This is a genomic window from Gordonia hydrophobica NBRC 16057, from assembly GCF_001592365.1.
Taxonomy (GTDB): Bacteria; Actinomycetota; Actinomycetes; order Mycobacteriales; family Mycobacteriaceae; genus Gordonia; species Gordonia hydrophobica.
This window is the reverse complement of record NZ_BCWU01000005.1, coordinates 253,357-277,046: the sequence shown is the minus strand read 5'-3', so window position 1 is coordinate 277,046 and position 23,690 is coordinate 253,357. Positions and strand designations below refer to the sequence as shown.

At 69.9% G+C, this 23,690-nt stretch carries 11 protein-coding genes; all 11 read right to left on the bottom strand.

The features are described 5' to 3' along the window. The 11 genes from GH2_RS10865 to GH2_RS10815 are packed head-to-tail and all read right to left on the bottom strand — an operon-like array spanning window position 1 to window position 23,441. Window positions 1–1,002 carry an enoyl-CoA hydratase/isomerase family protein gene (locus tag GH2_RS10865; RefSeq protein ID WP_066167211.1) on the bottom strand — a complete coding sequence of 334 codons (1,002 nt, stop codon included), beginning with the start codon at window positions 1,000–1,002 and terminating at the stop codon, window positions 1–3. Between the two features lie 50 nt (window positions 1,003–1,052). Beyond that, on the bottom strand, window positions 1,053–2,855 hold the full coding sequence (locus GH2_RS10860; RefSeq protein ID WP_066167209.1) for an ABC-F family ATP-binding cassette domain-containing protein: 1,803 nt from the start codon (window positions 2,853–2,855) through the stop codon (window positions 1,053–1,055). 32 nt (window positions 2,856–2,887) lie between these two features. Beyond that, on the bottom strand, window positions 2,888–3,805 hold the full coding sequence (locus tag GH2_RS10855; RefSeq protein ID WP_084247437.1) for a 4-(cytidine 5'-diphospho)-2-C-methyl-D-erythritol kinase: 918 nt from the start codon (window positions 3,803–3,805) through the stop codon (window positions 2,888–2,890). Continuing rightward, the gene (rsmA, locus tag GH2_RS10850) at window positions 3,805–4,695 is read right to left on the bottom strand and encodes a 16S rRNA (adenine(1518)-N(6)/adenine(1519)-N(6))-dimethyltransferase RsmA (RefSeq protein WP_244885366.1); all 891 of its coding nucleotides are present in this window, start codon (window positions 4,693–4,695) and stop codon (window positions 3,805–3,807) included. The genes GH2_RS10855 and rsmA overlap by 1 nt, the downstream gene beginning before the upstream one ends. Further along, window positions 4,692–6,128 (bottom strand): ABC transporter ATP-binding protein, encoded by a 1,437-nt coding sequence (locus tag GH2_RS10845; RefSeq protein ID WP_066167419.1) that lies wholly within the window; start codon window positions 6,126–6,128, stop codon window positions 4,692–4,694. Before GH2_RS10845 ends, rsmA begins: the two co-directional genes overlap by 4 nt. 14 nt (window positions 6,129–6,142) lie before the next feature. Continuing rightward, a complete protein-coding gene (locus tag GH2_RS10840) occupies window positions 6,143–6,832 on the bottom strand; it encodes an energy-coupling factor transporter transmembrane component T (protein ID WP_066167201.1) in 690 nt (229 codons plus the stop codon). Beyond that, a complete protein-coding gene (locus tag GH2_RS10835) occupies window positions 6,829–7,437 on the bottom strand; it encodes an MptD family putative ECF transporter S component (RefSeq protein ID WP_066167198.1) in 609 nt (202 codons plus the stop codon). The genes GH2_RS10840 and GH2_RS10835 overlap by 4 nt, the downstream gene beginning before the upstream one ends. Further along, entirely contained in the window at window positions 7,434–9,197 is a 1,764-nt protein-coding gene (locus GH2_RS10830; protein ID WP_066167195.1) for an ABC transporter ATP-binding protein, read from the bottom strand. The genes GH2_RS10835 and GH2_RS10830 overlap by 4 nt, the downstream gene beginning before the upstream one ends. Beyond that, window positions 9,194–10,915: an ABC transporter ATP-binding protein gene (locus GH2_RS10825; RefSeq protein WP_066167192.1), complete on the bottom strand. Its 1,722-nt coding sequence runs from the start codon at window positions 10,913–10,915 to the stop codon at window positions 9,194–9,196. The genes GH2_RS10830 and GH2_RS10825 overlap by 4 nt, the downstream gene beginning before the upstream one ends. Next, window positions 10,912–12,864 (bottom strand): Gfo/Idh/MocA family oxidoreductase, encoded by a 1,953-nt coding sequence (locus GH2_RS10820; protein ID WP_066167189.1) that lies wholly within the window; start codon window positions 12,862–12,864, stop codon window positions 10,912–10,914. The genes GH2_RS10825 and GH2_RS10820 overlap by 4 nt, the downstream gene beginning before the upstream one ends. Next, entirely contained in the window at window positions 12,861–23,441 is a 10,581-nt protein-coding gene (locus GH2_RS10815; protein ID WP_169802439.1) for a non-ribosomal peptide synthetase, read from the bottom strand. Before GH2_RS10815 ends, GH2_RS10820 begins: the two co-directional genes overlap by 4 nt. Between the last annotated feature and the right edge of the window lie 249 nt (window positions 23,442–23,690).

Here is a 23,690-nt window from a genome sequence, read left to right as displayed (position 1 = left end):
TCAGACTCCCGCGATCTGCTCCGTCACCGACGGGTCGATCTCCTCGACGGTCGCGGGCGAGAACGCCGGATTGCGGTCCTTGTCGACCAGGACCGCACGGACGCCTTCCGCGAAGTCCGGGTGCGCGGTGATCCGGCCGGCGGCGGACAACTCGCGGTCCAGGCATTCGGCGAGCGACGACGTGATCCCGGCGCCGATGAGTTCCGCCGTGACGAACAAGCTCGTCGGCGACGCCGAACTGAGCAGGTCCAGCATCTCCTCGGCCCACGCGTCGCCGACCGCGCCGCGCAGTCCGCCGACGATGGCGACGACGTTGGCCTCGTCGAAGTACTCGGCGATCTTGCGGAGCGGCAGATCGGACGCAGGCTGCTCGCGGTGAGCGGCGAGCGCCTCGCGCAGCGGCACGCCGTTGCGGATGGCTTCGGCGACGTCGCCGAGCTGCTCGGACGGCACGAAGTGGGTCGCGAGGCCGACGGCGAGCGCATCGGCGCCGCGGATACGCGCACCGGTGAGACCCAACCACATGCCGACGCCTTGCGGCAGCCGCGGCAGGAAGTAGGTGGCGCCGACGTCGGGGAAGAATCCGATCGCGGTCTCCGGCATCGCGATCAGCGCGTTCTCGGTGACGATGCGGACCTCGCCGTGCACGCTGATGCCGAGTCCGCCGCCCATCGCCGCACCGTCGACCAACGCCACGTACGGCTTCGGGTATTCGGCGATCAAATGGTTGAGTCGGTACTCGGCGGCGAAGTACCGGTGGACGTCGTCCGGCTCGCCCGCCAACGCGTGGTCGCGGATCGCGCGGATGTCGCCGCCGGCACAGAACGCCCGATCGCTCGCCGAGGTGACGAGGACCAGTTCGATCGCGTCGTCGTCGCCCCATGCCTCGAGGACCGACTGCATGTCGTCGATCATCGACTGGTCGAGGGCGTTCAGGGCGCGTGGGCGGTCGAGGATGATCTCTCCGACGGTGCCGCGGATCTCCGTGCGAATGTAAGACATGCCGGTCAGATTAGCTGGCGTCGGCACACAACGCGAAGCGTGCGTGGGCGTCAGCCGACCAGGTCGGAGAGCTCCAACCACCGCTCCTCGAGGCTCTCGACCTCGGACTCCGCGGTGCGCAGCTTCTCGGTCAGTTCAGCGAGACCGCTGTAGTCGCTCTGGTCGAAACCAGCCATCGTCTCGTGGATCTTCGCGATCTGCGAGTTCAGCTTCTCCATCTTGCGTTCGACGGCGTTGAACTCTTTGCGTGCCGCCTGATGATCGGCCGCGGACAGTCCGCCGGCGTCGGCATCCGGCTTCGCGGCGGACGATTTCGCCGAAGTCTTGGCCGGTGCGGCGGCGTCGGCCGCACGGCGCTCCAGGTACTGCTCGATCCCGCGCGGCAGGTTGGTGAGCTTGCCGTCGCCGAACAGCGCCCAGGTGCTGTCGCAGACGCGCTCGATCAGATACCGGTCGTGGCTGATGACGACGAGCGTCCCGGCCCAGCCGTCGAGCAGGTCCTCCAACTGCTGGAGGGTGTCGATGTCGAGGTCGTTGGTCGGCTCGTCGAGCAGCAGCACGTTGGGTTCGGCCATCAGCACCCGAGTGAACTGCAGTCGACGGCGCTCACCGCCGGACAGGTCGCCGACCGGTGTGCGCTGCCGCGCAGGCGAGAAGCCGAGCCGCTCGGCGAGTTGGCTGGCCGAGAGCTCCTTGTCCCCGAGCAGCACGGTGCCCGCCACCTCCTCCACCGCGTCGAGCAGTCGGAGAGTGGGGTCGAGGTCGTCGAGTTCCTGACGCAGCCACCCGATCGAGACGGTCTTGCCCTCGATGCGGCGTCCGGGCGCGACGGGTGCGTCGCCTGCGAGGGCGCGCAACAGCGTCGTCTTGCCGGAACCGTTGACCCCGACGAGGCCGATGCGCTCGCCGGGGGCGAGCCGCCACGTCGTCTGCTCCAGCAGCGTCCGCGGAGCATCGCCCGGCGTGACGACGTGCGCATCCTCCAGTTCGATGGCGACGCGGCCGAGACGGCGCTTGGCGAACGCCGAGAGCTCGACGGTGTCACGGGGTGGCGGGACGTCGGCGATCAGCTTCTCCGCGGCTTCGACCCGGTACCGCGGTTTGGAGGTGCGAGCGGGCGCCCCGCGACGCAGCCACGCGAGTTCCTTGCGGGCGAGATTGCGGCGTCGCTCCTCGGCGGCGTCGGCCTGCCGAGCGCGTTCGGCTCGCGCGAACACCCAGTCGTTGTATCCCCCGTCGTACTCATCGACGCGACCGGAGTGCACCTCCCACGTGCGGGTGGCGACGGTGTCGAGGAACCAGCGGTCGTGGGTGACGACGATCAGCGCGCTGCGCCGGTTCACCAGATGATCGGCGAGCCAGTACACGCCTTCGATGTCCAGATGGTTGGTCGGCTCGTCGAGGATCAGCAGGTCGGAATCGGTCACGAGCGCGGCGGCGAGTGCGGTCCGACGACGCTGCCCGCCGGACAGTTCACCGACCTTGCGGTGCAGGATCTCGTCGACGCCGATGCCCGCGAGGACGCCACGGATCCGGGCGTCGCCCGCCCACTCGTGCTCGGGTCGGTCGATGCCGACGACGGCGTCGGCGACGGTCATCTCCGGGTCGAGGTCGCCGCGCTGAGTGACGGTCGCAACGTGAATGTCGCCGACGCGGGAGATCCGGCCGTCGTCCGGTTCGGTGATCCCCGCGAGGATCTCCAGCAGCGTGGTCTTGCCGCCGCCGTTGAGACCCACGACGCCGATCCGATCTCCTTCGTGGACGCCGACGCTCACCTCGTCCAGCAGCGGCTTGATGCCGAAGCTCTTACTGATCCGTTCCGCATTGATCAGCGACGTGTTGGTGCGCGACATCTACTTCCTTACCTTCAGTTGTTCTGGCGAACTCAGTTGATCGGGACCAGCCGGGCGCCCGGCACCGGTCCCGACGCGGTCCGCACCGCCTTCGCGACCCCCGAACCCGAGAGTTCTGCGGCGACCGACACCGCGGCATCGGCGTCGGCGCACAGGAACGCGCAGGTGGGGCCGGAGCCGGAGACGATCCCGGCGAGTGCTCCCGCTTCGCGTCCGGCGCGGAGGGTACGCCGCAGCATGGGCTGCAGCGACAGTGCGGCCGGCTGCAGATCATTGTGGAGCAAAGGCGCCACCGCGTGCACATCGCCGGACGCGAGCGCCTGCAGCAGAGGGTCCGGACGTGCGGTTCCCGCGGCCGTCGGCTGGTCTTCGTCACGGGCCCGCAGACGGTCGATCTCACGATAGACGTCGGGCGTCGACAGTCCGGTTCCCGCCACGGCGAGGACCCAGTGCAGTTCCCCCCGATGCAGTACCGGCAGCAGTCGCTCGCCGCGACCGGTGCCGAGCGCCGCGCCGCCGACGACGGAGAACGGAACGTCGGAGCCGAGATCGGCGGCGATCGCGAGGAGTTCGTCACGGGTGATGTCGAGCCGCCACAGGCGTGCGGCGGCCACCAGGGCCCCCGCGGCGTCGGCGGATCCGCCGGCCATCCCGCCCGCGACGGGGATGTTCTTGGCGATCGTGATCGCGACGCGGGGATCCGTGCCCGCGTGGGTGGCGAGCGCGACGACGGCGCGCGCAGCGAGGTTCGTGGCGTCCGCGGGGACCTGCCTGCGGCTCTCGCCGCGCACCGTGACCGACAGATCGTCGGCGGCGCGGACGGTGACCTCGTCGTACAGCGACAGCGCGCAGTACAGCGTGGAGAGTTCGTGGAACCCGTCATCGCGAAGCGGGCCGACGCCCAGGTGCAGGTTGATCTTCGCCGGCACCCGGGCGGTGGCTCCACCCATCATCGCGGCGTCCCGGCGTCGCTGCCTGCGTCCTTGCGGACGCGGGCGAGTCGGACGAAGTCGTCGACGCTGCAGCGTTCACCGCGCAGTCCGGGATCGATGTCGGCGGCTCGGAGCAACTCCTCGGCCTGCGGCGCCGACCCCGCCCACGACGACAGCGCCGACCGCAGCGTCTTGCGCCGCTGAGCGAACGCGGCGTCGATCGCGGCGAACGTGCGGACCCGGAGGTCGCGATCGGTGCCGAAGGCGTCGCGGCGGTCGATGCGGACCAGACCGGACTGGATCTTGGGTTCGGGCCAGAAGACGTGCGTGCCGATGGAGCCCGCGCGGGCGACATCGCCGAAGAAGCGTGCTTTCACGCTGGGGACGCCGTAGATCCGGCCGCCGGGCGTGGCGGCGAGGCGGTCCGCGACCTCGGCCTGCACCATCACCAGCGCGGTACGGATGGTCGGGAACTCGGACATCAGGTGGAGCAGCACCGGCACGGCGACGTTGTACGGCAGGTTCGCGACCAGCGCGGTCGGCACGTACGGAAGGTCGTCGGGGTGCACGGTCATCGCGTCGGCGGTGACGACGTCGAAGTTCGGTGCCTGCGCGGGAGCGAACTCGGCGACGGTCTGCGGCAGGCGCGCCGCGAGCTTGCGGTCGATCTCGACGGCGACGACCCGTCCCGCCTTCTCCAGGAGGGCGAGAGTCAGTGATCCGAGGCCGGGCCCCACTTCCAGGACGACGTCGTCGCTGCCGATCCCCGACGTGGTCACGATCCGTCGGACGGTGTTCGCGTCGTGGACGAAGTTCTGCCCGAGCGTCTTGGTGGGCCGCACGTCGAGTTCGGCGGCCAGTGCACGGATCTCCGCGGGGCCGAGCAGCTTGGGCGTCGTCGAGTTCACCCGTCCATTGTGACTGATGCCCGAGAGCTACCCGTCAACACCAGACGACTGTCCGCGGCGCGGGCCAGCAGCGCCTCGTCGTGCGTCACGAGGACGACGACCGCGCCACGCCGCGCGGCGTCACGGATCACGGCGACCAGCGCATCGAGATTCCGTCGATCCACGCCGGAACTCGGTTCGTCGAAGAGAAGCACATCGCGGCTGCTCAGCCCGGCCGTCGCCATCGCCAGCCGTTGCTGCTGTCCACCGGACAGCGCCAGCGGATGCCGGTCGGCCACCGTCGCGAGACCGAAGCGGTGCAGGACCCGCGACGCCGCTGCCGACGAGACGTCCGGCGCGGCCTCGGCCACCTCATCGCGGACCGAAGCGAAGAAGAGTTGGCGGCCGACGTCCTGATGAACCATCGCGGTCCGACCGCGTCTGCGGCGACGCGGCAGGTCCACGCCGTCGAGCGCAATCGCACCGCGATGCCGTTGCAGCCCTGCAAGGACCCGGAGCAGCGTGGACTTGCCCGCCCCGTTCTCACCGACCACCGCGGTCACCGCACCGCGCGGAAACTCCGCGTAGGGCACGTCGAGGATCGATTGCCCCGCTGCCGTGCATGTCAGGTCGCGAACGGTGAGTCCGGGCCGAGGCACCGACCCGCCTGACGCTCTGGCGCCGCCGGTCTCGGCGAGCGGGAGGGCGGCGGTCGGCGCGGACAGCGATCGCAGGCCGAGCGCGGCCGCCTCCTCGTCGGTGAAGGTGGCGGGCGAGAACGGGTCCCAGTCCTGTTCCACGCGCCCGTCGGCCATCATCACCAGTCGGTCCGCGATCGGTGCGACGGCGTGCAGTCGATGTTCGGCGATGACGATGGTGGTGCCCGTCGCCTTCACTGCGGCGAGTGCGCTCACCACCTCGTCGATCGCGGACGCCGAGAGATTCGACGTCGGCTCATCGAGGAGAAGCAGGTCGGGACGGTGGACCAGCGCCGATGCGATCGCGACCCGTTGCTGTTGACCGCCCGACAGCGTCGACAGGCGCCGCGTCAGGAGCGGAGCCAACGACAATTGCTCCACCGTGGCCTCGAGGTTCGCACCGATGCGGTCGGGATCGACACCGAAGTTCTCGGAGGCGAAGACGAGTTCGTCGATCACCCGGTCGGCGAAGAACTGCCTGCGGGGATGCTGCGACACCAGGCCGATCCGACGACCGAGCCGATCGAATCCGGCGCTCGCCACATCGAGGCCTGCGGTCCGGACGCTGCCGTCCAACTGGCCGTCGTACAGGTGTGGGACCAGTCCGCTGCACGCGCGGAGCAGTGTGCTCTTGCCACTGCCGCTGGCCCCGCAGAGGACGAGGGTCTGTCCCTGCGGGACGGTCAGCTCCACCGCGCGCAGACTCTCGCGATCCGCGGCGCGGAACCGCCACCGCAGGCCACGGACGTCGATCATCGTCGGAGGGTTCATCACACCGCTTTCAGCGTGGCGTAGGTACACCCGAACAGCACTGCCGCGCCGAGCAGAGCACCGGCGTCGACGGCGGTCAGCCGCGGACGGTGGAACGTGGTGGTGGGTCCGGGGTCCGTCACGCCGCGCACCAGCCCGGACGCCGTCAGATCGTCGGCGATCCGCAGGCTCGACGCGATGGTGGGAACCACCAGCTGCTCGACGACGAGCATCGGGTGGCGGAGCAGGGCGCCGACACCGGTCAACTGTCGCAGCCGCATCGCGGCCCACACCGCGCGCGTCTCGTCGGCGACGATCGGAAAGAACCGCAGCATCACGGTGGCGGGCACGAGAATGACCTGCGGTGTCCGCGCCGCCCGCAGTGCACCCGTGAAGTCGCCGATGTCGGTGGTGGACAGCAGATGGGCGACGACGCCGCCGAGGACCGCGAACCGCAGGGCGAATGCTGCGACGACCGCCAGCGCCGCGGTGGCCGGCGAGTCGGCCACCGCGGGCAGGCCGTACGCCAGCGCGCCCAGCGATGCTGCGGTGACGCTGACGAGCAGCAGGCGTCGCCACGCCCGGACCGACGCGGACAACACGCAACCGAGGATCAACACCGCAGGCGTCCACGCGGCGCCGCCGGGTGCGAACAGCAGCAGGCTCGATCCGACGACGAAGATCAGCTTGGTCCGTGGGTCGAGTCTCACGAGAGGCCTGCTCTGCGGAAGTGCTTGTCGAGCAGTCGCAGGCCCAGAAGCGCTCCCGCAAGACCGAACACGACGGTCGCGAGGTCGACTCCGATCAGCACCGGCACCGACAGCAGGCGATCGAGAGAATCGACGTACTCGGCGCTCATCTCCTGCATGCCCGCACCGTCCAGGTAACCGGACCGGTCGTAGAACAGCGGCAACAGCTGGCCGGCCGCCCACAGTGAGAACACGGTGTACGCGGCGACTGCCGCGGATCGCGACCGATAGCGGCCGAGATACATGATCGCCTCGGCAACGACGGCCAGGACCAGGAGCAGGCCGATCGCGACCACCGGGTGTCCGGTGATGAGCAGGACGGCGCCGAACAAGACGGCGAACAGCACGATCATCCCCGGCCGGTGAACTCTCGTGAGGAAGAGCATGAACGGCACCCCGCCCGCCACCAGTCCGACCAGCAGGCCGACCACCATCGCGACCGGGTTCAAGAAGCCCAGGAAATTGAACGCGAAGACGATCACCGCGTACAGGGCTGCGAACACGCCGACGGAGATCAGGTCACGAGCGGTGCTGGTCGACCTGCTCTGGGTGGTTTCGATAGTCATGAGTCGGGGTCCTCTCGATTGCTTGCAGACGTCATTGAGGCCGGGCGCCAGCGCTCCGCGGCCGCACGCTGAGCGAACAGCCTGCGGTACACGCCCTCGGTCGCGATCAGCGTGTCGTGATCGCCCGACTGCGCCACGACGCCGTCCTCGATCACCAGCACGTGGTCGGCATTGCGGATCGTCTCCAGCTGGTGCGCGACGATCACGACGGTGGCCGACTCGGCGAGCGCCATCAGCCCTTCGGTGATCGCGCGGTTGGTCGGCAGGTCGACGGCGCTGGTCGGCTCGTCGCACAGCACCAGCGGCGCCCGCCGCAGCAGCGCTCGCGCGATCGCGACCCGCTGCCGCTCGCCGCCCGACAGTCGTGCACCGTTCTCGCCGAGGGGCGTCGACCAGCCCTGCGGCAGCCGTTCGACGACCTCCGTCAGCCGCGCCAACGTCGCCGCCCGCTCGATGCGATCGTGGTCGGCGTCGGGATCGCCGAGAGACACATTGGCGAGCAGCGTGTCGTCGAACAGGTAGACGTCCTGGAAGATCAGCGACATCGACCCGTACAGGTCGTGAGTCTCCAGGTCGCGCACATCGACGCCGCCGATGCGCACCGATCCCGCGTCGACGTCCCACAGTCGGGCGATGAGGCGGACGAGCGTGGTCTTGCCCGATCCGGACGGTCCGACGACGGCCGTCACCCGCCGATCCGGGAGCGTGGCCGACAGTCCCCTCACGACCGGTCGATCGTCGTAACCGAACCGCACACCGTCGAAGACCACGTCGGTGGAGTCCGGCGGTGCGGTCGGGGGTTCCGGCTCCGGCAGCGACGGCGTCTCGAGGAGATCGGAGATCCGCGCGATCTCCTCGGTCGACGCCCGCAGTGCCGTGTTCATGGACGCGATGACGCGCAAGGGACCGACCACCTGCGTGATGGCGGCCACCAACGCGACAGCGGTCACGGGGTCCCCGCCGTCGGCACCGGTCAGGCGCCACATCGACAGCGCGACCACGGTGCCGAACACCACCTGTACCGCCGTGCTCTGGGCGACCATCCCGAGCACCGAGTCCCATTGCGCGGCGTGCGCGCGGCGTCGGCGTTCCTCGATCGCGTTGCGCAACGGCGCGTACTCGCGATCGGCCACACCCGCAGCGCGCAGTTCGGCCTGGTGGCTCGCGAACTCCAGCACTCGCGCATCGCTCTCGGCGGCGGCCGCCGCCAAGGCGCGCTCGCTTCGGGCGTCGCGCGACGACGCCCACCGCGCCACCGCGGCGATCACCGCGCCGCCGAGCGCCAGCGCGAGTCCCGTCCGCCAGTCGATCGCCGACACGACCACCACCAGCATGATCGGCGAGGTCAGGTTCACGACCACCGGCACCACGACGTCCATCGACGTCTGCGCCACGAACAGCGTGCCGCGCACAGCGAGGTCGGACGCCCGCCCGGCGCTGGTCGCGGAGAACCAGCCGACCGGCAACGAGATCAACCGGCGGCCCAGCCGGGTGTGCATCGACTCGATCACCTGCAGCGACGACCCGAAGGCATCGACCGTCGCGGCGGCGAGGGTGACAGCGTGCAGCAGGCAGGCGGCGATCATCGCGCCGAACCAGAGGCCGAGATGCTCCCCCGAACCCAGCAGGGACTGCAGAACCGGCACCATCAGCGCGACCGCGAACCCGTGCGAGGTCCCGGCGACGATCGCGAGCAGCACCGTCCGTCGAATCCGATCACGTCCCCGCGGATCGGCGAGGCGGAGCAACGCCCGAATCATCGCTGAGCCCCCTCGATCGAGGACGACCACATGCGGCGATAGAGTCCGTCGGCGGCGAGGAGGTCCTCGTGGCGGCCGGTCTCCACGACCCGACCGCGGTCCAGGACGACGATCAGGTCGGCCTCGGTCGCCGTCGGCAGTCGGTGCGTCACCATGACGAGGGTCTGGTCGGCGACCGCGCGGTCGATGGCCAGTTGAACACGGTGCTCTGCCTCGGGATCGGCCGCCGACGTGGCCTCGTCGAGGACCAGAATCGCGCTGCCCGCGAGGATCGATCGCGCCGCGACCACGCGCTGCGCCTCCCCGCCGGACAAGTGGGCGTCCACACCCGCGATCGAGTCGAATCCACTGGGTGTCGCAGCGATGCGGTCGAACACGCCGACCTCGCGCGCGACGCCTTCGACCTCGGCGCGGGCGGCACCGGGTGCGGCGAGTGCGATGTTGTCGTGAAACGACGATCGGAGCAGCGTCGAGTTCTGCACCATCGCCGTGAGGTGTCGACGCAACCGCGTCTCCGGGATGCTCCGTCGATCCACCCCGCCGATCGTCACCCGTCCCGCGGTGGGCTCGCGGAGTCCAGCCAGCACGGCGGCGAGCGTCGATTTTCCCGATCCGCTCGGTCCGACCAGCGCCACGGTCGCGCCGTGGGCGATCGACAAGCTCACGTCGTGCAAGACCTCCGGTCCGCCGGGGTAGCGGTACCCGACGCCGTCCACCTGCAGCGAACCGTCGACGGGTTCGGCGGCCGGTTCGACGAGCACCCGAACCGGCGCCCGCAGCACCTCATGGATCCGCACCGCAGCCGCTTCGGACGTCCGGCGTGCCTGGTTGCTCAGCGCGACCGTCGAGACGCCGGCGGGAACCAGCATGGCGACGGTCGCCACGACCACCAGCTCGCCCGGCGACGACCACCCGTGCTGGTGCGACCAGATTCCGGCGGCCAGGACCGACGCGGCGACGACCGGAGCGGACAGCGCGCTGACTGCGACGGCTTGGGCACGGATCTGCGGACCGGCGACAGCGCGGAACGTGCGGCGGAACTCCTCGGAAGCACCCGCGAAGCGCCCGAATCCTTGAGCATCGCGGGTGAAGACCTTGAGGACAGCGATGCCGTCGACGTATTCGACGATGGCGGTCGAGACGGCGGCGAGCGCGTTGTTGATCGCGCCCATGCCGGTCTTCGCCGACTCCCCGGCCAGTGCCGCGAAGAGCATCGCGTAGACGACCATCGGCGCAGTGGCGGCGAGCCCGAGCCGCCAGTCCACGACGTAGCAGAAGAGCAGGCCGGTCACCGGAGTGAGCACGCCCGCGACGATCTCCACCAGCGTGTGCGCCACCAGCTGATGCAGAGCGTTCACGTCGTCGTTCAGCAACTGTCGGATGCTTCCGCTGGACCGGTCCGCCGACCATTCGAGCGGCAGGCGCCCGATCCGATCGGCCAGCGCCAGCCGCAGCTCGGCCTGGAGTTCCACGTCGGCCAGATGGGAGAGGAACAGGGCCGAGGCGCCGAGCCCCGCCGACGCCCCCAGACCGGCGACGAAGACGATGAGCGGAGTGGTCAGCGCGTCGGCGCCGTCGGACAGCGCGCGGTCGATCAGGACCATGAGCGCCCAGTACGGCACCACCGACGTCACCGAGGACACCACTTGGACCGCAACGGCGGCGACCATCCTCCCGCGCACCGGCGTCAGCAGGGTCCAGATCACCCGTGCGGTCATCGTTCGAGCCCGATCAACTCCGGCTGCGGCGCTCGGGCACACAGGTGCTGCCACCAGTCGACGACCGCCAGATGTCGTCCGGAGACCGGAGTCGGGGTGGCTGCGGAGTCGAGCACCGCATGCACCGACGTGCGGACAGCGCTCGCCCACAGCGCGGCGACGTCAGCGGACCGATCCGCCGAGTCCTCATCGTCGAGCAGGGTGAACGCGGCGACGTGGTCCTCGACCACGATCTCCGGGTGCGGAGTCCACCGCAGTGGGGCATGGATGTGCGGCCACGACAGCTCTCCCCCACCGGTCACGGCCGCCGCGGAGAAGATCGGATGGCTGTTCGCATCCGGGTCGTCGGGGTCGCGTCGGTTGTTGACGGCGATATCGACCGCGACACCGCCCCAATCGGCCGAGACAAGGAACGCACCGGGACGGATCGGGGTGATCCGGCCGGCTTCCAACGGAACGGCCTCGAGACCGTCGGCGACGATGAGCAGCGCGCGCTCGAGGACCTGCATGCTGGTCCGCACCGAGAGATGAGCGACGGCACCTGCACTGCGCAGGCGATGCATGGCCGCCATCCATCGACGGCTCGTCGGGAGATGCTCGTAAAAGCCCGTCGGGGCATACCGGAGCCCGTGCTCCGCGGCGATCTGCAGGTGTCGTCCCATCGCGCGGGCGTCGACCGGATGCTCCTGAAGGACGCAGACCCCGGCGCGCAACAGGTCGTCGACGAGTTCGTCGCCTGCCCCACCCACGACTTCTCCGCGCACTGCGACAACGGCGGCGTCGACACCGGAGACGGTGCCGCGCAGCGCTGGGACGTCCAGGGTGGCGGCGAGGTCGGTGGAACGGGGTCCGCCCACTCCACCTATCCCGACCAGCGCGAGTGGCCCACGGTCGGCTGCCAGCGCCTGCGCATACACCCGCCCGAAGGTGGCGCCGACGACGATGCACTCGGCGGTCGGTGTCCGGTCCACTTCGACCACGTCGGCCCAGGACGCCGCGGCCGCGCTCGCCGACGCCCAGCGCGCCCCGGCTGGTTCGGCCCGCACGGCGAGCACCGTGGCGGCGGCAACGGCGCCGGAGAGCGCGTAACTGTCGTCGACGGTGATTCGAGCGCGACGGACACCGGTCGGCCCACGGCTGGTCACCGCGATGGTGAAATACGGTGCGCGATCGGATTCTGCATCGGCGCCCTCGTGGTGACGGGCGGCGTCGAGCACGTCGTCGACCGAGATCTCGCCGGAGACCAGACGCCCGAGCGCGGCCGCGATCCGCGGAGCGTCGACCACATTGAAACAGCGCAATCGCGCCGGGCCGATCCGGGCCGCGAGGTCAGCCGACTCCGCGTCCAGATGCAGATGCACGGTGGCCGATGCGGTCGGCGGCACCGGCGGCGCCGACGTGTCCGTCTCCGGACTGCCTGCGACCCACGCGCGTCCCGGCCAGCCATCCGGGTCGGTCACGCTGCGCGCGTACTCGGCGACGGCGGCCTGAGACAGTGGCTGCGCCCCGCCGCACAGTGCCAGCACGTCCGCCCCCGGTTCGGCGACCTCCCCGATCAGCCAGGCCAGCAGCCCCGGTTGCACACCGGCGCCCAACAGGATCGGCACGGTGGGCTCGACGCGTGCCAGCGCGTCCAGGCACGGCCGGTCGCCGCCGACGTCCACGTAGGCGACGCCGCGGGCATCGCACCGTCGCGCCAACGCATCGGTGTACCGATACGACGGCCCGGCACAGGACAACAGCACGTCGGCGTCGGCGAACTCCGCGGGCCAGTCGGTCAGCGGAAGTCGCACGTCGAGCACCGTGATCGCCGGCCCGCCCTCCGGATCGGTGTCGGCGGGACCACGGCGGACGAGAACCAGTTCGTCGCTCGCCGTGAGACGAGCGCGCAGATGACGGACTGCGGAGCGGCCGACGGTGCCGCCCGCACCGACCACGATGATCTTCACCGGACCTCCTGGTCGGCCGTCGCGAGCGTCAACTCGGCGAGCAACTGCGCCGCCGACGATGCGTTGGCGCCGTTCAGACAGCTGAAGTGATCACCCGGGATGTCGACGACGTCCAGTCCGCCGACGCAGTGCGACCGCCAGAAGTCAGACATGTCCTCACCGAGGGACGGCAGGTAGCTCATCGGCTTCTCCTGGCGAAGGAACGTAGCGGGAGTCACCATCACGGGCTGTCGCCACGCGGCGACCGCCGAGACGCTGTGCACGAAGGTCTCTCGCATGCCCAGCAGCACCTCCTCGGTGATGCCGTCGCGACCCCGCGCACCCACCGCGCAGCGGACCCGATCGAGCACCGTCGGCGGGGCGGCACGCAGTGCGTCGGTCAGACTGCCCGGTCCGTGCTCGGCAACCACCTCGGCGTCGATCGTCCGATGGCCGGCGGCGCGGGCGTCGGTCAGCGTGGCACCGACGTGATCATCATCGACGTCGATGCCGAAATCGGCCGGATCCCAGCCCAGCGCCTTGGCGAAGGCATAGTCCGCGAGGACGTCGTCGGTCAGCCGGAACGGGATGCGGTAGGAGCTGATCACCGTGACGATCGGCGTGATGCCGTGCGCCTCCAGCAGTGGTGCCGTACCCGCGGCGAGGAGTCCGCCCATGCAGTAGCCGACCAGGTGAATCGACGACGCATGCAGGCGCAGGAGGGATCGGGCGCAGCGCTGCTGCAGGACGGCGAACAGGTCCTCGGCGGGGATGTCGAGATAGCCGTCGCCGGGTGAGCGCTCGATGCCGTAGACCCCGCCGTCGATGCGCGTGCCGAGCGCATCGACCAACTCGCGGTACGGACCGAGCCCACCGGAGCCGTCGTGGAAGAGCACGATCGGCGTCGCCGACACCGCCGTCGGCGCGACGAGTTGCACAAGCCGAGCCTCCGTGGGGCCGTCGAGGCCGGCCTCGACGGCGTCGCGGCGGGATGCCGTGTCGACCCAGGCGTGCGGATCGGCAGTCAGCGCTGGTTCTGGGACACGCCGATCCGTCGTCGACCGACCGGTCAGCGCGGCCACGCAGCCCGCGATCGTGGGATCGGCGACGACTCGCCGGTACACCAGGTCCCAGGCAGAGGGCTCGGCCCAGTCGAGTTCGCGTCGCAGCCGTCCGACGCATCGGGCCAGCAGGAGCGAGTCGCCGCCCGACGTCATGAAGTCGGAGTCGGCCGTCAGCCCGGCGACGGGCACGTCGAGCACTTCGGACCAGATCTGCGCGACCTGCGATTCACGCTCGTGCGGCGCCGCCTGCGACGCGGCGGCCGCGGGAGTGACCCAGAACAGATGTTGACCCGCTGTCTCCAGCACATGCCCGGACGGCGGATACACCGCCACCTGATCCTCCGCCAGGACGTCACACCACTGCGAGAGCAGCAGGAACGGCGAGCCGGTCTCGGCCCGCAGGTCCCGGCGATCGGCGAGTCCCTCCTTGAACTCCATCGTCGCCATCAGCGCCGCAGACGGTGCCGTGGAGTCGATGATTGCGAGCGCGCCGCCGGGCCGCAGCAGTCGACGGAGCCGTGCGACGGCAGCCGGAATGTCGTGGGCGTTGTGCAGCACGTTGGCGCACAGGATCACGTCGAACCCGTCGGTCGACGGAGCGCGGTCGTCATTGACGTCGAACAGGGCCGTGCTCACCTGCGGCCATCGCTGTTCGGCCGCGTCCAAGAAGAAGCGGGAGACATCGGTGAACAGATAGTCGACGCGGTGCCCGGCCAATTCGTCGAGCACCGTCCGCGTGGTTCCGCCGACGCCGCCGCCCACCTCCAGGACCCGCAGCGATGATCGGCCGGAGGCCGCCGCTCGCATCCCTGCGGCGCAGACCCCGTTCAGGTACCGGGCGAGGAGATTGTCGTCGTAGGCCGCGCGGGCGACCTCGAGTTCCCCGCCGGGAAACAGCAGTGCGAGCGGGTCGACGCTGCCGTTCAACAGCCCTTCCAGGGAATGCAGGCACTCCTCGACATAGGCGAGTTGGCGATCGCCGTAGTCGATCTCTGCGGCCCGTGCCCGAATCGATCGCCACCGTTCCAGACTGTCCGCGAGCGGGATCGCCGGCGCCGTCAGGCAGACACCGTGCGTGTACTCCTTGACCATCCCCGCTGCGATCAACTCTTCGACCCACCGCCGCACCAGTGGTGTCCGCGGTCCGGCGCCGAGGCGGCGCGCCACCTCGGCGACGGCGATCGGACGATGCATTCCGGCTCGGGCGAGGTGCCAGGCCATGACGTCGCGGACCGTCTGCTCACTGTCGGACAGCAGGTCTGCCACCGCATCATCGGACAGCGCGAGTCGCTCGTGTGCCACCGCGAGCGCGGTCTCGACGGCCGTCGTCGCTGCTCCGACACGACGCAGACGTTCGACGAAGTCAGCGAAGGCTGCGTCGAGCACCTCGGAGTCGAATCCGTCGTCACGCGCATCCCAGTCGATGGCGACGCCGCCCGGCAGGGGCGTGATCTGGACGTCGAGGAGAACCTGCGGAGTCCGGCTGCGCCCGGTGCCCTCGCGCGGGACCACCAGGCGAGGGGCCGCGGAGTCGGCCGCGTCCACGGTGTACGTGATCACCACCGGCACCACCGTCTGCGTCCTCGAGTCGCCGGCCACCAGACGCGCCACTTCCACTCCGGAGAACTCGGAGTGATCCAGGGCAGCGAAGACCTCGTCGCGGACACGGCGGACGGCCGTCGCTCGATCGAGGCCGCCCGGCACCTCGATCATCAAGGTCGAGGTGAAGTCGCCGACGATGCGGTCGATGTCGGCCACCAACGGCTGCCGGTCGACGCGCGTCAGCATCACCGTGGACGACGGCTGCGCCGCATGGGCTGCGGCCACCGCACCGAACTCACCGAGAATCAGCGCGACCGGCGTCGCCTCCAGACCGGCTGCGGTCGCACACAGCCGATCCCATTCAGCGGTGGACAGGTGCTGCGAGCGTCGCGTGTACCCCGGAGCCGACTGGCCATCGGAGGAGGCGTTCGGAGCGGAGCGGAACCGCAGCGGTGCCGACAGGTCTGGGATTCGGTGCGTCCAGTACTGTTCGGCGCGGCGACGGCGTTCCCGGTACTGCGGAGTCTGTCGTCGACGGCGGTCCGCGCGCTGGTAGTCGCCGAACGTGGCGGACGGCGGACGAACGTCGAGTCCGCGCAGCGCACGGTCGAAGTCGTCGATCACGATCCGAAGACCGACGTAATCGGTCACCAGCAGGTCCACCGACACATGGAGCACAGCCGAGTCGGGGCCGAGGACCACGACGACGTCGAGCAGCGGACGGGGCTCGGACGGATCGTAGACGTGCCGCACCAATCGGTCCGCCAGCCGGGCGCTCTCCTCATCGGCATCGGCTCGGTCTGCGCACTCGATCACCTGCAGTGGGACGTCCAGGTTCGGATCCACTCGCTGTTCGAAGCGATCGGGATCGACCCGCATTCGCAGCATCGGGTGAGCGTCGACGACGCGCGCCCAGGCAGCGCGGAGCCGTGGAGCACGCTCCACTGTGGGGGCGCCACCCGCCGATGCGTCGGGATGGGACAGGACGAGGTCGAACTGGTGATATCCCTGGCAGCCGGTGCCGCCGTCGGCGTACGCGGCGGTTCGACCGACCAGATAGCCCGCCTGGATCTCGGTGAGTGAGAAACCGTCTCCGGCCTCATCGTCGTCGAGCATCGCGGGCTGCGTAGGAGTGACGGCCGGAGTCGCCGTCGCTGCGACGAGGAAGTCGTCGAATCGGGGGTTCTCGAGCAGCGTGCGCAAGGAGAGTCCGCCGAGGCCGTCTTCGATGAGTCGGCGCATCAGTGCGGTGGCTTTGAGGGAGTCGCCACCGGAGGTGAAGAAGTTCGTGTCCGCGCCGATCTCCGACACCCCGAGTGTCGTCGACCAGGCGCGCGTCACCTGCTCGACGATTCCGTGCCGGTCGTGGAGTCCGTCATCGTGAGTGCTCGCCTGTTCGGGATCGAGCAGGCAACGGCGCAGGGCCGCTGTCAGTTCGTCGAGATGATCGCGAACGGCATCGGGACCGAGCAACTCCGTGATGAAGTCAGCGGTCAGCCGCAGCCCTGCGCTGCCCTCCGTGACCTGCAGGTCCAAGACCACCTGCGGAGTCTGCGAACGGACCCGCTCGAGGCGTCCGAAGAGTCGGTCCTCGTCATCGTGTCGGCCCGTCGGCGACAACCCGAGTCCCGAGGTGAAGACCACGGGGAACATCGCATCGACGGGAGTCCCTCGCGATGACAGCAGTTCCCGGCAGATCTCGGTGGTCGCGTACTCGGGTTCGCTCATCCCCCGGACCACCGCCTGCTGCACGCGCTGCACCAACGCTGCGAAGTCGTTGTCGACGTCGGTGGCTCCGACCAGGAACAGTCGCGTGAAGTCGCCGACGAGCGCAGCCGCCTCGGGCACCGTCGGATCGCGATCGAACGCTGTCACGTTCACCGTCAGCGCGTCGGTCGACGCCCACCGGCCGAGCACGCGCACGTAGGCGGCCAGCAGCAGCGCGTTCGGCGAGACACGTCGGCCGGCCGACCAGCGGCGAATCTGCGTCCACTCCGCGGTCGGGATGAGCGTCTCGACACGGTCGAAGCGAGGCGTTTCGACACCGGCCAACGACCGGCTCCAGATCCGTGGCGCCGGCGGCAACGCGCGCGCCACCGCGGCAACGCGGTCTTCGGGAGCAGCCGACACCACCAGTTCCGGATGTCCGGCGAGGTAGTCGGCCGGCGTGAGGTTCACCGGCGACGGCAGCACCTCGCCGCGATAAGCGCGGCTGAGTTCGTCGAGCACCAGGAACATCGACTGGCCGTCGAGCCAGAGGTTGTCCATGCCGATGCCGACGACCGAGGAACCGCCCACGTCAGATCCGACCCGGACACGGAGCGCGCCGGGCAGTGTCGGGTCGATCGATTCGGCCTCGGTGGCTGCGCGCGGGTCCGCGCACGCCAGCGGCGCCGAGTTCGTATGGGCGACCACGACCTCGCCGGTCCACGCGTCGACCGTCCGCGACCGCAACGACGGATGGCGCGCCACGACGACGTCGACCGCTCGTGCCAGCGCTGCGATGTCGAGGGTGTCGACGCTGAGCTCGAAATAGCAGTGGGCGTTGTTGCCGCCGAGAATCTGTTCGGAATCGCGTCCCGCCAGGTAGGCGCGCTGCACCGCCGTCAGCGGAAACGCGCCGTCGTCGCCGACCGCGACATGCGGGTCACGGCTCGTCGAGGGTACGCGCGGATGCTCGACTCCAGTGCGGCGCACGGTGGCGGCGAAGGCACCGAACTCCGGTTGGTTGAACAGATCGACCAAGCGGGCCTCGGTGAAGCCGTCGGCCGCCAGCCGAGAGATCACTCGAGTCCCGCTCAACGAGTCCCCGCCCACGTCGAAGAAGTCGGTATGCGGTTCGGGATCGGCGGTCAGCCCGAGAACTTCCCGCCACGCGGTGGCGATGGTCGCGACGTCGTCGGAGGCCGTGTCGGTCGGTGCCGGTACCGATGCCGGTGCCGGTGTCGGCTGCGTGCGTGTCGACGCCGATGCCACCGGGGATTCCGCTGCAGCTGAGAGCCGATGGTCGGGAGGTGTGATGCTGAGTTTTGCCCGGATGGACACGAGCGAGTCGTGCTCCACGGCGCGGACCGGAGTGAAGCCGCGGTCGCGAAGCACGGAACACCAGTGCCAGAGCGGGGCGTCGACCCGCTGCGTCAGCACTGCAGGATTCAGGATCGCGGCCGACAGCAGGATCTCTCGCCTGTCGAGCGATGGCTCGCACAGCCAGAGCACGGCGTCGTCTCGGCGCGGCAGCCGGTGCAGAATTCGCAGGATCCGCGGGTCGCGGTGTGCGGCGCCACCGATCACGATGACGTCCGCCACCGTTGCCGATGCCTCGGCGCGCACGGGCAGCCCACGCCGATGGGCGATGTGCGCGAGCAGTCGATCCGGCTCCACACACTCCCAGTGATGGTCGGCGCCGAGGTCGCCGAGTCGGCGGATCACCCGCTCACCGACCGAGGCACCCAGTTCGACGACCTGAATCGCCCGCCCCAGCGCTGCTGCCTTGGCGACGATCTCTCCGGCTACATCATCGAGGAAAGCGCCGAACTGGTCGGTCGCGGCGAGCATCGCGTCCGGAGCCAGACGCGGGTGCTCCAGCAGCGCTGTCTGCGGAACCGAGCCGTCGAGGACCGCTGTCAGGTGGTCGACGTCGTCGGCCGTCCAGTGCGCGGTGCCGTCGTCGGGCCGAAGTCCCGAGCGATGACGGTCGGCGATCCCACGCAGCAGTGCCGCGGACGGGGCATCGTCGACGACGTCCGGCCGCAACCGCTGTTCGAGCGCGTCGAGGACCTGTTCGGTGGTGAGGAGGCTCGCGGCGGACGACGCTCGGATCGATGCCCGCTCATCGGTCAGTCCGAGTCGCTCGACGAACAGGTGCTGGGCGCGGTCGAGGAACGTCGGATCGAGCACCGTGTGCGGATGGTCCCACCGGATTTCGATGCCGTCGGGATGATCGAGGACTTGACAGTCGAGCAGTACTCCCGGCGTCGCGGTCAGCGACCAGACGGGAGTGAGCGCTGCATCGGCGGTCGAATAGTCGAGGCCGAGGGTCGAGGTGAAGACGATGCGGTTCTCCGGGCCACCCGCCCCCGGTGCGGCGGGGTCTTCGCTGCCGATCCGGCCCCACAGCTGCGCTCCGACGGCCTCGGGGCCCGCGGCAGGATCCACGATCACCGTCTCCAGTCGGGTGAAGTTTCCGAGGACCTCGACCGACTCCGCGCCTGCGGTCTCCACGGGGCGATGCGAGATCGGCACGGTGATCGGTATGCGTGGGGCCGTCAGCGCCTCGCTGAGTGTCGCGCCGAAGGCGTGCAACAGCAGCACGCTCGGCGTGACGCCCGCGTCGTCCGCGGCGCGGTTCAGCCCGTCGACGTCGGTCAGCACCATGCGCCGGGACGCGAACGGCGTGAGCTCCGTCGGAACCGCGCGCATCGGCACCCGGAGGTCGACATCGTCGGGTACCGGACGCCTGCCTCCGATCGTCGTACTGCTGGGCGAGGGTGTGCGAGCGTGGACGGCGAAGCCCGCGAGGTCCCCGAGCACACGGGACGGGATCTCGCCGCCGTCGGCCACCGCGATGATCGCGGAGACCACGGTCACCAGGCTGCGGGCGTCCAGTCCCAGATAGTCGATGGCCAGGCCCACCTCACCGGGATCCTGCTCGGAGACCACGACGGCGCAGACGGTACGGCATCGGTGGTGTGGCAGGTAGTCGCGCAGCGGCCCGGATACCCGAACAAGCGGGACGTCGACGGCGTCAGCGACGCCCTGCTCACCGTCACCGACTCGCGCACAGCGAAGACCTTCCCAGCTGTCGGTGAGTCGTCGGACGGCGCGGTGCACATCGTCCGCACCCACGTGGTCCGGCAGCGAGAGGACGAGGGTGAAGAGCGTGTCCGAGCGGACCTGGTCACGGAGGCCGTCACGACCGAGCGTGTAGGCGCGCTGCAGGGGCGTGAGCGGAAAGCGGTCGACCGACGTGTCGACAGCGACCTCACGCGCATTGTCGCACGGGGTCGAGGGGACGTCGGAGAGCAGATCGGCCAGTGCGCTTGCGCTGGGGGCCGCGAGCACATCCGCCACCGTGATCACGTGACCGGCGTCGGCCAGCAGGCGACACAGTCGGGCGGCCGCCAAACTCTCGCCGCCCGCTGCGAAGAAGTTCGTGTGCTCGTCCACCGGCCCCGGCAGCAGTTCGGCGTAGGCCGCGACGACCAACGCCGTCCGTGCGTCGACCGTCTCGTCGATGGTGACGGATGTCGGCCGCGTGTCGCCTGCGTGCGTCGCCACCGCCGCCCGATCCACCTTGCCGTTCCCGGTCACCGGGAGGGCGTCCCAGACGTCGATCCGGCGCGGCACCATGTGCGCGGGCAGCACTCTGCCCGCGTCGCCGACGATATCGTCGCCGGTCGCGCCCTCGGCGGGTGCGGACAGGACGACGGCTGCACCGAGCGCGGTGTTGCCGGGGAACGCGAAGGCGACGGCGTCAGTGACGGCCGGTAAGCGACGCAGGTGCGCCTCGACGTCGCCGAGTTCGATGCGATGGCCGCGGATCTTGACCTGCCCGTCGGTGCGGCCGTGAATGACCAGCACATCGTCGGCCTCCCAGTGGCCGAGGTCGCCGGTTCGGTACCAGCGGTCACCGGCGTCGTCGACGAAGCGATCCGCAGTGAGCTCCGGATCGCCCAGATAACCGCTGGCGAGACTCTCGCCGCCGATCCACAATTCACCGACGACATGCGCGCCGCAGTCACGACCGTCCGCGTCGGCGACCCGGTAACGCTGTCCGGTCAGCGGCCCGCCATACGGCACCGACGCCCACTCCGGACGCAGTGCGGTGTCGGCGCCGACGAGGAACTCGTTGGACCAGATACCGCCCTCCGTTGCGCCGCCCATCGCCACCACCGTGACCTCGGGCGCGATCGCGGCGAGTCTGTCGTACAGCCCCCGGTCGATGCGGTCGCCGGAGCACAGGACACGACGTAAGGGCAGTGGCGGGGTCCGACGATCCGCGGCGGCGGCCAGCATCTCGGCGAGCATCGGGGCACTGTTCCAGATGGTCACCCGATGCTCGTCGATCAGGCGGAGCCAGACGAACGGGTCGCGGGCCTGGGCATCCCCCACACAGATCAGTCGACCGCCGGACCCGAGGACGCCGAAGACGTCGAAAACGCTGAGGTCGAAGGACATCGCGGCGACCGGGATCAGCGCGTCGTCCGCGTCGATTCGGTTGCGATCGCGAACATCGCGCACGGTGTTGACCGCCGCGGCGTGCGACATGACCACCCCCTTCGGCGTCCCGGTGGATCCCGACGTGAAGATCACATATGCCGGAGCGGCCGGAGCGGCGTCGCGCCTGCCCTCAGCACCCGGTGCGGGCGCTACCGTGCTGGGAAGGTCGTCGGGCCCCAGGATCACTGTCGGTCGCGCGGCGTCGAGTATCGCGCCGCGTCGCGATTCCGGGAGTCCCTGTGGCATGGGGAGATACGTGCAACCGGCATAGAGAACCGCCAGCGCCGCGACGATCTGTGCCGGTCCCTTCGGGAGGTCGAGCGCGACGATGTCGTCAGGATCGGTTCGGTCGATCAGGTCGATGGCCAGAGCGCGCGCCAACGCGTCGACGTCGCCGTACGTCAACGCCTCATGTTCGACCGCGATCCGGTCGCACTGCCGATCGGCACAGACGAGCGCCACCCGCTCGGGATGTCGAGCGACGGCGTCACGGAAATCGTCGTGCAACAGTCCGGGCGGTGCGGCCCGCTCACCGCTGAGCAGTTCGCGGTGGCGGCGAACCTGCTCGGGCAGGGCCACCACATCGGCGATGCGGGTGGAGCGAACCTGTTCCGGACTCCAGTCGGCGAGTGCGGTCACTGCCTCGACGGTCGTGGCGAAGAGCTGTTCGGCGACGCCGTCGGCCAGCACACCGTCGCGGACGTCGAACGACAGGCTCACTTCGTCGGCGACGAAGCGATAGACCTGGAAATCGATGATCACCTGGGGTGTCGACGATCGGATCATCGTGGGATGACCGAGGAGTTCGGTGGCCGCGGCAGGTAGGACGGGTCGGTCGGCGCTGTAGGTGAGGACGTAGGGTGCGAGCCCACGGTGACCGGCCCCGGTGGCGACGGCCCGCCTGAGCTCGTCGACCGCGTCCACTCCGCGCGCGATCCGATAGCGGAGTTCGGCAGCGGATTCTCCGAATGCGTCAGCAGCGCTGAGGTCGGGACGATCGATGCAGCGAGTGGCGTAGATTCGCGTGCGATCGAGAATGTGCGCCTCGGTACCGGCGACCGACAGGCCCGGCACGGTGATGATGAAGTCGCGCCGCTCGTCGTCGGTCCATCGGCGCAAGGCCTCTGCGTAGACCGCCAGCAGAATCGCCGCGCGGGTCACTCCGATGTCACCGGCGAGCTCGCCGAGTCGCGTCCAGGTCTCATCGTCGAGCGTCGCCGCGAGCCGGGTGACCCGGGGTGCGACGTCGGGCCCGCCCGGATCGACCATCGGAAGCACCGGCGCCTCGAGCAGTTCGTCGACGCGCGTCGCGAGAATGTCACCGGGCACGCTCGGACGTCTCGGAGTGCTGTCGGCGAGAGCCGCGCGGACGTCCGCGTAGTCGATGCGAGGCGCGGGGTCGGGCTCGGCTCCGGTCTCGCGGAGTACGGCGATATGCGCGGCGATCTCGGCGCACAGCACGGTGATCCCGATCAGATCGGCGACCGTGAGCGCCACCGCGAGGTGGATCACCGACCGCCCGGAGCCCAGGAGCGAGAGTTCGACGTCCCAGGCGTGGCCCTCGTCGAGGCGGAAGTAGGTGCCCGCCATCCGTTCACGGACGGCAGCCAGTGCGGACTCGCCGCCGTCTTCGTCGGCGCTGAGGTCGTGAACTCGGACCGTCGGAGCCGGTCGATCGATGTCGATCAGCGCATCGGGGGTCGCGATCGCCGAACGCAGCGCCGGATGCCGGGACGCCGCATTCACTGCCGACTGCAACTGCTCAGGGGTCACCCCGCTCTCCGAGAACTCGACATACCCCAGACAGTCGACGCCGCCGAGCGGTTGCGCTGCATCACGTCCGACGAGGTAGGCCCGCTGAGTCGAGGTCGTCGGGAGGGTGCACCCCGGCATGATGGTTTCGGCAGGTACGGGATTGGCCGTTGTGCTGATGGTTGATCGCCCTTTCGTGCGGGTCCGCGCGGTGACCGCCGGACCGCTGATCGGGTCACGGCCGCGTCGACGCGGATGTTTCCTTCGTCT